The organism is Qipengyuania aquimaris (assembly GCF_020171965.1).
Classification (GTDB): domain Bacteria; phylum Pseudomonadota; class Alphaproteobacteria; order Sphingomonadales; family Sphingomonadaceae; genus Qipengyuania; species Qipengyuania aquimaris_A.
In genome coordinates, this window is record NZ_JAIUZK010000001.1 from 728,073 (window position 1) to 740,000 (window position 11,928).

An 11,928-nucleotide genomic window follows, 5' to 3' on the forward strand; every position below is an offset into this window, starting at 1 on the left:
GGCCGTCCGCGCATCGGCAATCGGGCGCTATGTGGACCTATTACCCCGACCTGCTCGCAACGCCCGTGCCGCGCTACACGAGCTATCCGACCGCCGCCGATTTCGGCGAGCTTCCCGCTAATGCCTATCGCGAGGCTCTGGAAAGTGCGCACGGCAATGTCTCGCTTTACCTGCACATCCCGTTCTGCGAGCAGATCTGCTTCTATTGCGGGTGCAACACCGGCAGGGCCAACCGGCAGCATCGCCTGGCGAGCTATCTCGATGCACTTCACACCGAAATCGCGACAGTCGCCGCCCTGTTGCCGGTCGATGCGCGCGTTCGGCGCATTTCCTTCGGCGGGGGCAGCCCCAATGCAATCGCGCCGGCCGATATGCTTGGCATCCTCGATGCGCTGTCCCTGCATTTCCATCTCGATGCCCCGATCCTGTCGACAGAGCTCGACCCTCGTACGATGTCGCAGGACTGGGCCGATGCCATCGGACAGGCGGGCTTCGACATGGCCAGCCTCGGAGTCCAGACATTCGCCGCGCATTGCCAGAAGGCCATTGGGCGCGTGCAGGATGAAGACCTGATCCTGCGGTCGGTCGACTGGCTGAGGGAAGCCGGTGTCGGCTCGATAAACTTCGACCTGATGTACGGTCTCCCGGGCCAGAGCGAAGACGATCTGCTCGACAGCCTGCAACGCACCCGCGCGCTGGGAGCCGACCGGATTGCGCTGTTCGGCTATGCCCACGTCCCGCATATCGTGCCCAGGCAGCGCGCAATACCCGCGTCGCAGCTTCCCGATCAGGAAGCGCGCTTCGCCATGGCCGATCTCGGCTATCGCTACCTTTGCACGCATGGCTACACACCGGTCGGCTTCGATCATTTTGCCAAACCGGGCGCAGATCCGATGGCGGCAGCAGCGCTGGCGGGTACGCTGCGCCGCAATTTCCAGGGGTTCACCGACGACCAGGCCCTCAATCTCATCGGGCTGGGCGCCTCCGCAATCTCGTCGTTCCCGGGACTGCTCGCGCAGAACGAGAAGAATTCCGGCAGGTATCGAATGCGTGCATCCCAGGGCCTGCTGAGTGCCGGGCGCGGTATCAGGCGAAGTGCACACGACCGCTATCGCGGCAGCGTGATCGAAGCATTGCTGTGTCACGGGCGTGCCCGGATCGGCGCAAGGCTGATGGCGCAGGTCCGCTGCGAAATCGCACCCTTCCTGGAGCGCGGCCTCGCATCATTCGACAAGGAATGGCTGACGATCCTGCCCGAAGGCCTGCCCTACGCACGCACGATCGCTGCCCTGTTCGATTCCCATCGCGCCGTTTCAATGCGCCAGTTCAGTTCTGCGGTCTGATCCAAATCGGTCCATGGGCCTGCACTCAGGGTTAATAGGCTTGCAAGCACACTCTCTATTAACCATCGTATTGCAGCGTGCGCAGTGAAGAGCGCCAATTTGGCGCGTCCGACTGCTTGAAATGATTAGGAAATCCGGAACAGCCGCGTTCCACAGACCGTTCTTATGGGCATGAGCCGCTTGAAATCCACACGAGGAAATTCCGCTTTTTCAGCGGCCTGCGCGCTCGTCTGCCTGCTCGCGGCGTCCCCTGCGGCAAGCAACAGCCCCCAGGTTTCCGTCCAGAATCCATCGGCCCTGAGGTTCGGCACTTTTGCCGTGCCGACATCAGGCTTCCGGGAAGTGTCCCCGAGGGGCGGAATTTCCAGCGGCGGTATCTTCGCTCTCGATGATACAGGTGTCGGCCCTGCCCGGTTCGTCGTACAATACGACCGTGGCAACAATGGCCGACGCGAGCTCAATCTCGTCATCGAGATCGTGTTTTCCGCACCTTCGACCTACGCCCAAGGTGGCATCACGGCGCGCCTGTCGCGTTACCAGATCGACCTTCCGGGGTATGGTGCGGTGCGGCCGGGCCAGGTGATCCGGATCGAAATGCCCAATTGCAGGCAACGCGTCTGTTCGCGCGCCTTCAATCTTGGCGGCCGGATCGACGTCGATCGCAATTTCGGCGGCGGACTAGTCGAGATACCCATCGTCGTCGACGCAGCTGTCATTTCAGTCAAATGATCGGGCGAAGGCATCTCCACCTCACAGCGTTCTCGCTGTTCCTGGCGGGCGTGACCGCGCCCCACACTTCTGCCTCGGCGCAGGATAGGGCGCAGGCGAGCGGCTCTGCAGCGGCCACCGTTGTCGCACCGATCACGGTTCGTGAAATTGAACCGCTTCGCTTCGGTACAGTTGCGACGGGCGATACGGGCGGCACCCTGACGCTTTCGCCATCCAGCGGGGCGACGAGCGTGACGGGCTCCTTGCGCAGCATCTGCCCGTCCGGCTCCAGCTGCACGGCAAGCCCCGGCATCTTCGATGTGCGCGGCGAAGCAGGCCGAAGCTACCGCGTGACCGCTCCGGCGCAGGCCGTGGCGGCACGGGCGGGAGGAGGCGGAACGCTGAATGTGACCTCCATCACGATTGCGACGCAAAGCGTGCCGGGGCCCGGCGCAAGGGGCACGTTGGACGATGCGGGCAATGACCGGTTCAAGGTGGGCGGAACGCTGCAGGTAGCGCCGGACTCGACTGCCGGAACTTACGTCGCAGAGATGGAGATGGTAGTTTCTTATGACTAACAGGCGGTAAATATTCTGCGTAAGATCACGTAGTTCCGCGTTTTCCTGGCGGTAAGGTTTCCTTAAAACCTAGGTCCTATCCCTTAGGTCGCACCGGCAATAGCTGGGCGCGCTATTGTACGAACCAGGGGACACCTAATGAAGAAGATCATTCTCGCGGCTGCCGCAGTCGCATTCGCCACTCCTGCGATGGCTGCTCCGGGCGACACCGCCACGGATTCGGGTACCGCAACTGCTGAAATCGTCGCTCCGATCACCATCACCCACGATGGCGGCGCACTCGATTTCGGTATCGTAATTCCCGGCACCGCTGTAGGCACCGTCGTCGTGACGCAGGGCGGCGCTGGCTCGGTTACCGGCGATGCACTGTTCGTTTCGGGCAGCACCAACGCAGCCGACAGCTTCACCGTGACCGGTGATGCAAACCGTGCATACAGCATCGTGACGACCGGCGGTTCGGTTACCTCGGGTGGCAACTCGATGACCTTCACCACCGACGCTCCGGCTTCCGGCACGCTGTCTGCCACCGGTAGCGACAGCTTTTCCGTCGGCGGCACGCTGAATGTGGGTGCGAATCAGGCTGCTGGCACCTACAGCGGCAACTACGACGCAACGGTCAGCTACAACTAATCGGATCGGGCAGCCGCCGGCATCATGACAGCGGCTGCCCACCGAGCATCCTGACCGATGAGCCGGCACATGATCAGGACATATCTCGGAGGGCTTCTCGCCCTGCTAGCCGGCCTTCTGGCTCCTCAGGCACACGCGCAGTCGACCGATACCATGTCGGTGACAGGCGCTTCCAAGGTGCGTGTGGTAGAGCCCATTTCGATCGTGAACATTTCCGATCTCCGGTTTGGCACATTGATGCAGCCGACAACCAACGGAATCGTCGAAGTCGCTGCCGATGGCGCGGTGACCACCAATCTCGATCTTTCAACATTCCCGAACGGGAGGGCGCCTGCCCGTTTCACCGTGCTGGGTGAAGCGCAGCGACGCTTCATTATTTTCGTACCCAACCGCATCAATATCTCGAACGGCACATCGACCATGCGGGTCGATCGGTTCCGGACGAACCTCGACCGAGGCTTCGGCCGTTTCGATGCCGTGGGTAGCTATGACCTGTATGTCGGAGGCAGACTCCATGTCGACGCGAACCAGGAACCGGGCAGTTATTCGGGGACTTTCGAGGTCGCCGTTCTTTATCTGTAAATTAACCATGCCTAGGATATGACCCGGACTGGGCCCAGCGCCCATGTTTTCAAGGGCAAAGCAATGAAATCCGGGTCGAATTTCGCAAAATCCAAACTCGCCGCCGCTGCGCTGGCGCTGGCCGGCACCTTGGCGATCGGCCACGGGACGTCGGTTGCACAAGATGCAGCTGCGCAAACTGCGCCCAGCCCGCCTGCCGGATCAGTCAGCGGACTGGGAGATGTGAACCTCTTCCCCAAGCGCGTGGTGATCGATGGCCGCCGCGCAATTGCCACCGTGGGACTCTACAACAAGGCAGTCGATCCGGGCGATTACGAAATCAAGATCGTCGATATGGCCATGACGCCGCAAGGCCAGCTGATCTCGTTCGACAATGGTCTCGACGAAGCTACCAAGGCCAAGGTTCTCACGGCCAGCCAGATGCTGCGATATTCGCCGCGGCGCGTGCGCCTCGGATCGACGGAGTCGCAGTTGATCAGGGTGATGGCCCGCGGTTCCAGCGACTTGCCCGATGGCGAATACAGGTCGCACTTCATGGTCACCTCGGTGCCCGATGCAGAAGGCTTCAGCATCGAGGAAGCGACCGGCGCGCAACAGGCCGATGGCATCGGCGTCACGATCCGTCCGCGCTTCGGTATCGCGATCCCGGTGATTGTCCGGGTGGGCGAAACCACGCTCGATGTCGGGATAACCGGTGCGACGCTGCTCACCGCGCGTGACGGCACCCAGGCCGTCGGTTTCATTCTTAACCGCTCCGGCACGCGCTCGGCATTCGGTGACGTCGTGATCAAGGCCGCAGGTTCGGCAGAGCCTATCGCCGTTTCGCGCGGGGTCGGCATCTATCCCGAAATCGATGCCCGGGAGGTCATCGTTCCGATCGATCCGGAAACCGATCCTTCGCTACTGACTTCAGGGTCTCGCCTGCAAATCGAGTTCGTGGACGACGATTTCGCCCCGGGTAGCAAACTTGCAGAGCATAGCTTCGTAGTGCCGTGAACAGACGGGTTATCGTTGGTGGTGCCGGGACCGCTTGCCTGATTACGGCGGCGGTGGGTTTCGGCCTTTGGCCGGGCCCGGACCAGCAGCGCACGAAATTACCTCAGCCGAAAAAACAGAACGCGGATGCGGCCGGACCTTCGGTAAGCCTCCGCAAGCCCTTGCCCGCCCCCACTTTCGATCCGGCAGTATCGAAGACCCCGAAAAGCGTTCCCCCGCGCTCAAGCCTCCTTGGCAGCGCAAGCACGCTGCCCTCAGTTGCAAGCAGCCCTGAAGCCAAGGGGGGCGGCGCGCCGAAGGCGTCGGTGCCAAGCGGCGCTACTCAGCTGACGGAGCTGACGCTTCCCGGACCGATCGAGCGGTATGAGCCCCTCGTCCCGCCCGGGGCAGAGCATTCACTCGCCGAATCCCAAGCACCCTCGCCAACCGAGGCAAGCGACGAGCAACTGACGGCCCGCGTCGTATCGGTCGGAACCGCGACCGTTGGCGAACCTGCAGGGTCCGCCGGATCCTTTGCTGTGTCAGAACCCGACCAGAAGCTTCTGGGTTCGCGCAACCAGCCCGCGATCGAAATCCAGGCCGCGCCGCTCGAACTGACAGCCTCGGTTGCGCCGCTCACCCTCGAACCCTTGCCGGAGTTCGAACCCGCTACGGCCATACTCGCCCAGCAGGGCGGGATCGGAGAAATTGCCAACCCGGTCGCGGGTAGCTTGGCCACACCGCCCTCTGCCGAGATGCCTCAGCCAACCGGCGATAGCTTTGCTGCTCTCGCGCAGCCCCAAGTCACCAGTGGGGAAGTCGTTGGCGAAGAGGGGCTGATAATCGGGTCAGACGCTCTCGCCCCACCGTCGCCCAGCCAGACCGGCACTTCTGCGGCCATCTCCGATCAGGCCGCGGAGGATTACCTCTCGATCGCGCCACTAGAGGAGCCCCAGGCGCAGGGCCTCTCGAACTCGCCGGCCAGCGCTGCAGCGCCGGAAACCTTCGCTGCTCCAGGCACGGCAGCTAGCGATACAGGCCCAGATCCAGCGCAGCTCTCGCCACGACCTGAAGTGTCGGGAGCCACTTTCGAGACCGGAGCACAAGCGGGCCCTCCTACACTTCCAGCCTCCGATCCCGAGAAGCTGGAGCGCGTCGCCTCAGAAACAGGCCAAAGCACGCCCCGGCCCCAGTCGACAGGGCTGTCGGCAGACAATGTCGCTTCTTATGCGCCGCTGACGGCAGCATTGGTTAAGCGGCCCGCAGCCAAGGCAGGAAGCACGCAAAGCGCTCCGGGCATCGCCGAGACCACGGCAACCTCCTCCGTCCTCGACGGCGGAACCGCTGCGACCGACAATGCCTTCGCCTCCGCACCGGGCCTGGCTGGCAATCTTGGAGACGACGGGCCGCTCATCTCCTACCAGGACGAGCTCATCCTCGAAGTTCGGGTGAACAACGCCAAGGAAAGCGACACGATCATCGGGTACGGCACCCGCTCGGGCCTGTACCTTCCTCTCGGCAGCATCGCCCGCATCTTGGATCTCGCGATAACCGTCACCGACGAGGGTCGCTATGCGCATGGCTGGATCCTGAGCGAAGATCGCACCCTGACCATCGATCTGCGCGAAGGCACCATCGTAGCGGGCGACAAGATCATCGAGACCGAAGGCCTCCTGGCCGCTGACTTCGACGGCGAAATGTTCCTCCGGCTGGACCAGTTCGAAAGGCTGTTCCCGCTCGAAGTGGAACCGGATCTGAGGACCCAGACGGTCCACATCACCACCCTGGAACGCTTCCCTTTCGAAGAGCGGTCCGCGCGCGAAGCGAGGCGGGCGAGGCTGGAGGCACGGCAGGACAATCCCCAGGCGAAGGCATTCGAGCGGGTCGACCTGGCATACGAACCGATTTCCTTCCCGACCGCCGATATCGAACTGCGCGCGGTCTCCGACCGGACCTTCGGAACCCGTGCGGAAGCGGATGTCTTCCTTGCCGGCGATCTCGCTTTCCTGACTGCCGAAAGCTACCTCAGCGGCGATACCGTGAACGGATTGACCGCGTCGCTGTTCAAGGTTGGCCGGATGGACCCGGACGCCGACTTGCTTGGTCCGCTTGAAGCGACATCCTTCAGCGTCGGCGATATTAACTCCACGACCATGCCGCTGGGATTGCGCAGCGTCGCCGGCCGAGGTTTTACCGTTACCAATGCGCCGTCAGACGTGGGGTCGGTATTCGACCAGATTGACCTGCGCGGGATCCTGCCTGCCGGTTACGAGGTCGAGCTCTATCGCAACGATATCCTCATCGGCTCGACCAGCGAGGCTTCGAACGGTCAGTACGAATTCCTGCAAGTTCCGGTGGATTTCGGGCTCAACGTGTTCCGCCTCGTATTCTTTGGCCCGCAAGGCCAGCGAAGCGAGAAGGTCGAACGCATCACCGTCGGCGACGGCAGGCTTGCGAAGGGCAAACTGGTCTACAGCCTGGATGCGGCCCAACGGGACCGGAACCTGTTCGGCGTGAAGCCGCCAAACTTTTTCGAGCCTCGCGACTATGGCGCCTGGCGCACTTCCGGCCAGCTGTCTTACGGCCTCACCTCGGACATCACGACCATTCTCGGCGGCGCATGGTTTGAGCGCGACGGGGAAGATAGGTGGCTGGGAACGGCAGGCATCCGCACCGGCTTCGGCGGGGTGGCCGTGCGCGCCGATGCCGGAATAGCCGACGGAGGCGCCTTTGCTGTCAGCGGCGGGCTGGGTGGACGGTTCGGGCGATCTGCCATTACAGTCAACCACACCGAATACAGCGGCGAGTTTCCTGACGAGACAGTCGCGCTGGGCACGGAATTCCTCCGCCGCGCCACCGAGGTCGACTTCAACACCACAATCGGGCTCGGCGGCGAGAAGGCAAACCTGTCCATTCCCGTAAGCGCACGGTTCCGCACGTATGAAACTGTCGACGGCCGCAATACCCTCGCCGCCGGTGTGCGCGCATCGACACGCGCCGCGGGCCTGCTGGTATCGAACAGCATGGAATATTCGCGCATCAGCGGTGCGGGGCTGGAAACCAACAACCAGTTGTTCGGCAGCTTCGATCTCGCAACGCTCGGCCGGTCGAAGACACGCGGCAGATTGTCGCTCGGCTATTCCGTGCTTCCGGACGCCGATCTTATCAGTACGAGCGTGCAGGTCGATCACGCTTTGGACGAACGGACCTCTCTACGCGGGCAGGCCGGATATGTGTTCGAAGAAGCCAAGCCCTTTTTCGGTGCTTCGGGCATTAGGGATTTCGACGAATTCACCCTGGCGCTGGATGCCAATTACTCATTCCTCGACAAATCCTATTTCGTCGGACTTCGCCTTGGTTTCAGCCTCGGCCGCGATCCGCTTCGCGGCGGCCTGTTTCTCGCCAAGCCCGGCATGGCAAGCTCGGGCGGTGCCACCTTGCGCGCCTTCCGCGACAGGGATGGTGACGGCATATACGGGCCGGTCGACGAGACGATCGAGGGCATCGACTTCGTTGCCTACAACCAGACGGGCACATCCGACGCGGAAGGTGTCGCTCGCCTGGTCGGGCTCGGCACAGGACAGCGCGTCGGCATCCAGGTCGACAGCAGCACCTTGCCGGACATCAACCTTGCGCCGGCCATGAAGGGCATCGACGTCGTGCCGCGCTCGGGCCGATTGCATGCGATCGACTATCCGATCGTAACTCTAAGCGAGATCGAAGGGACCGCCCGGTTCGTCGACGGGGGAACCGGGAAAGGGGTTTCCGGCGTTCGTCTGCGCCTGCTCGATACCGAGGGTAACGTGGTGAACTACGCCAAGACCGAGCTGGACGGCTATTACTTCTTCGAACGGGTCAAACCCGGAGAGTACCAGCTTCAGATAGATCCCGGTCAGGTCGAACGCCTGCGCTTGTGCCCGATCGATGGGGATACGATCAGCGTTTCCTACGACGGAGACGTCATCCAGCGCGATCTCGCCATCCGCACTTGCGCAGGAAACGTCGCCTCGGCCCGGAAATAGGGGAACCACTTAGGCCGATAATCCGGCCGACGCAGTATTGGAGAGCCCTGAAACGGAAAAAGGCCGCTACCCCTGAGGGTAAGCGGCCTTTTTCATGGTTGCGGGGGTTGGATTTGAACCAACGACCTTCAGGTTATGAGCCTGACGAGCTACCGGACTGCTCCACCCCGCGGCACCGTGACTGACATCTGGACATGTGGTCCAGAGACACAAAAGCCGCCGCTCGGTTAACACCGGCAGCGGCTTTTGAAACTGTGAATGGGTTTGTTACCAATGTCCGCCGGCTGCAATGCCTGGCGACGACCTACTCTTCCAGTGCTTGAGCACTAGTACCATCGGCGCTGTCCGGTTTCACGGCCGAGTTCGAGATGGGATCGGGTGGGTCACAGACGCTAAGGTCACCAAGCAATGAAGCAGGCGGACATGGGTTAAATCGATGCACGATACTGGGCGTTATCCGGCTAGAGTTTCCTCCACCTCGCGGACAACCCACAGGGCTGTCGTTGATGGTATGGATCCTACAAGCGCGAAAAGAACTATTAGGACCGGTTAGCTTCACACATTACTGCGCTTCCACACCCGGCCTATCAACGTCGTGGTCTACGACGGTTCGAAGATACCTTATCTTTAGGGAGGCTTCCCGCTTAGATGCTTTCAGCGGTTATCCCGTCCGTACATAGCTACCCAGCGGCACCCTTGGCAGGATGACTGGTACACCAGAGGTACGTTCACCCCGGTCCTCTCGTACTAGGGGCAACTCCTATCAAGTATCGACGCCCACGGCAGATAGGGACCAAACTGTCTCGCGACGTTCTGAACCCAGCTCACGTACCACTTTAATTGGCGAACAGCCAAACCCTTGGGACCTGCTCCAGCCCCAGGATGTGATGAGCCGACATCGAGGTGCCAAACGATTCCGTCGATATGAGCTCTTGGGAATCATCAGCCTGTTATCCCCGGCGTACCTTTTATCCGTTGAGCGATGGCCCTTCCACGAGGGACCACCGGATCACTATGACCGACTTTCGTCTCTGCTCGACTCGTCAGTCTCGCAGTCAGGCAGGCTTATGCCATTGCACTCTTGCAGACGGTTTCCAACCGTCCTGAGCCTACCATCGCGCGCCTCCGTTACTCTTTAGGAGGCGACCGCCCCAGTCAAACTACCCGCCATAGAGGGTCCCTGATCCGGATAACGGATCTAGGTTAGACATCAGAAAACAACAGGGTGGTATTTCACAGGTTGGCTCCACTCGGACTGGCGCCCAAGTTTCAAAGCCTCCCACCTATTCTACACAATTCTTTCCTAATGCCACTCTAAAGCTGCAGTAAAGGTGCACGGGGTCTTTCCGTCTAACCGCGGGTACTCCGCATCTTCACGGAGAATTCAATTTCGCTGAGCATATCCTGGAGACAGTGGGGAAGTCGTTACGCCATTCGTGCAGGTCGGAACTTACCCGACAAGGAATTTCGCTACCTTAGGACCGTTATAGTTACGGCCGCCGTTTACTCGGGCTTCAATTCGGAGCTTGCACTCCTCCTCTTAACCTTCGAGCACCGGGCAGGCGTCACACCCTATACGTCGTCTTGAAGCCGACTTAGCAGAGTGCTGTGTTTTTGCTAAACAGTCGCTACCCCCTGGCCTGTGCCCCCTGAAAAGAGTTGCCTCGATTCAGGGCCTCCTTCTTCCGAAGGTACGGAGGCAATTTGCCGAGTTCCTTCAGGATACTTCTCTCAAGCGCCTTGGTATACTCTACCTGACCACCTGTGTCGGTTTCGGGTACGGTCTATAGTGAAGAGGCTATTTCCTGGAACAGCTTGGCTGCCCAACCAATCCAATAAGGTTGAACAACTTCCACCATCCGTCACACATCTTCAGGCCCACGAATATTTACGTGGTTCCCATCGACTACCCCCTTCGGGCTCGTCTTAGGGGCCGGCTAACCCTACGCTGATTAGCATTGCGTAGGAACCCTTGGTCTTTCGGCGACAGGGCATCTCACCCTGTTTGTCGCTACTCATGTCAGCATTCGCACTTCCGATACGTCCAGAGTCGGTTACCCTTCTCCTTCACTCGCTTACGGAACGCTCCGCTACCGCTGCAGTAAACTGCAACCCTAAGCTTCGGTGCATATCTTTAGCCCCGTTACATCTTCGCCGCAGGAACCCTTATTTAGACCAGTGAGCTGTTACGCTTTCTTTAAAGGATGGCTGCTTCTAAGCCAACCTCCTGGTTGTTTTGGGATTCCCACATGCTTTCCCACTTAGATATGACTTGGGGACCTTAGCTGTAGGTTAGGGCTGTTTCCCTTTTGACGACGGACCTTAGCACCCGCCGTCTGTCTGCCGGATAAGACTCGATGGTATTCGGAGTTTGGTTAGGTTTGGTACCGCTCGCGCAGCCCTAGCCCATCCAGTGCTCTACCCCCATCGGCATACATCCGACGCTCTACCTCAATAGATTTCGCGGAGAACCAGCTATTTCCCGGCTTGATTGGCCTTTCACCCCTAAACACAGCTCATCCGAGAATTTTTCAACATTCACCGGTTCGGTCCTCCAGTGCGTGTTACCGCACCTTCAACCTGGCCATGCCTAGATCGCCGGGGTTCGGGTCTAATCCATCATACTCAGTCGCCCTATTCAGACTCGCTTTCGCTGCGCCTACACCTAACGGCTTAAGCTTGCATGGTAGATTAAGTCACTGACCCATTATGCAAGAGGTACGCTGTCACCCCCTATGGGGCTCCAACTGCTTGTAAGCATCCGGTTTCAGGTACTGTTTCACTCCCCTAATCGGGGTGCTTTTCACCTTTCCCTCACGGTACTGTGTTCGCTATCGGTCATGTGCGAGTATTTAGGCTTGGAGGGTGGTCCCCCCATGTTCAGACAGGATTTCACGTGTCCCGCCCTACTCGAGTCTTCTTCGATCATTTTCGCGTACGGGGCTGTCACCCGCTATGGCCACTCTTTCCAAAGTGTTCCGCTAATTAACGAAGAAGCACTGGCCTGGTCCCGGTTCGCTCGCCACTACTACGGGAATCTCTGTTGATGTCTTTTCCTCCGGGTACTGAGATGTTTCAGTTCCCCGGGTT

At 60.4% G+C, this 11,928-nt stretch carries 7 protein-coding genes, 1 tRNA gene and 2 rRNA genes (1 of these 10 cut by a window edge); 7 read left to right on the forward strand and 3 right to left on the reverse strand.

The window, feature by feature from the left end:
* Positions 1–29: 29 nt before the first annotated feature.
* The 7 genes from LCM24_RS03510 (at position 30) to LCM24_RS13060 (ending at position 8,838) form a co-directional block, all read left to right on the forward strand.
* Complete coding sequence (locus LCM24_RS03510; RefSeq protein ID WP_224802771.1) at positions 30–1,343, forward strand: radical SAM protein; 1,314 nt, start codon at positions 30–32, stop codon at positions 1,341–1,343.
* A gap of 171 nt (positions 1,344–1,514) precedes the next feature.
* A complete protein-coding gene (locus LCM24_RS03515) occupies positions 1,515–2,072 on the forward strand; it encodes a DUF4402 domain-containing protein (protein WP_224802772.1) in 558 nt (185 codons plus the stop codon).
* A gap of 50 nt (positions 2,073–2,122) precedes the next feature.
* The gene (locus tag LCM24_RS03520; RefSeq protein ID WP_224802773.1) at positions 2,123–2,629 is read left to right on the forward strand and encodes a DUF4402 domain-containing protein; all 507 of its coding nucleotides are present in this window, start codon (positions 2,123–2,125) and stop codon (positions 2,627–2,629) included.
* A 138-nt stretch (positions 2,630–2,767) separates the two neighbouring features.
* Positions 2,768–3,259, forward strand: coding sequence for a DUF4402 domain-containing protein (locus tag LCM24_RS03525; RefSeq protein ID WP_224802774.1), 492 nt, complete (start codon positions 2,768–2,770; stop codon positions 3,257–3,259).
* A gap of 69 nt (positions 3,260–3,328) precedes the next feature.
* Positions 3,329–3,841 (forward strand): DUF4402 domain-containing protein, encoded by a 513-nt coding sequence (locus LCM24_RS03530; RefSeq protein ID WP_224802775.1) that lies wholly within the window; start codon positions 3,329–3,331, stop codon positions 3,839–3,841.
* Positions 3,842–3,904: 63 nt separating this feature from the next.
* Positions 3,905–4,837 carry a hypothetical protein gene (locus tag LCM24_RS03535; RefSeq protein WP_224802776.1) on the forward strand — a complete coding sequence of 311 codons (933 nt, stop codon included), beginning with the start codon at positions 3,905–3,907 and terminating at the stop codon, positions 4,835–4,837.
* A 305-nt stretch (positions 4,838–5,142) separates the two neighbouring features.
* Positions 5,143–8,838: an SdrD B-like domain-containing protein gene (locus LCM24_RS13060; RefSeq protein ID WP_224802777.1), complete on the forward strand. Its 3,696-nt coding sequence runs from the start codon at positions 5,143–5,145 to the stop codon at positions 8,836–8,838.
* Positions 8,839–8,933: 95 nt separating this feature from the next.
* Here the strand turns inward: LCM24_RS13060 and LCM24_RS03545 are convergent.
* The 3 genes from LCM24_RS03545 to LCM24_RS03555 all read right to left on the reverse strand — a co-directional run.
* Positions 8,934–9,010 (reverse strand) — tRNA-Met (locus tag LCM24_RS03545).
* Positions 9,011–9,129: 119 nt separating this feature from the next.
* Positions 9,130–9,244 (reverse strand): 5S ribosomal RNA (rrf, locus tag LCM24_RS03550).
* 113 nt (positions 9,245–9,357) lie between these two features.
* A 23S ribosomal RNA gene (locus LCM24_RS03555) occupies positions 9,358–11,928 on the reverse strand (it continues 221 nt past the right edge of the window).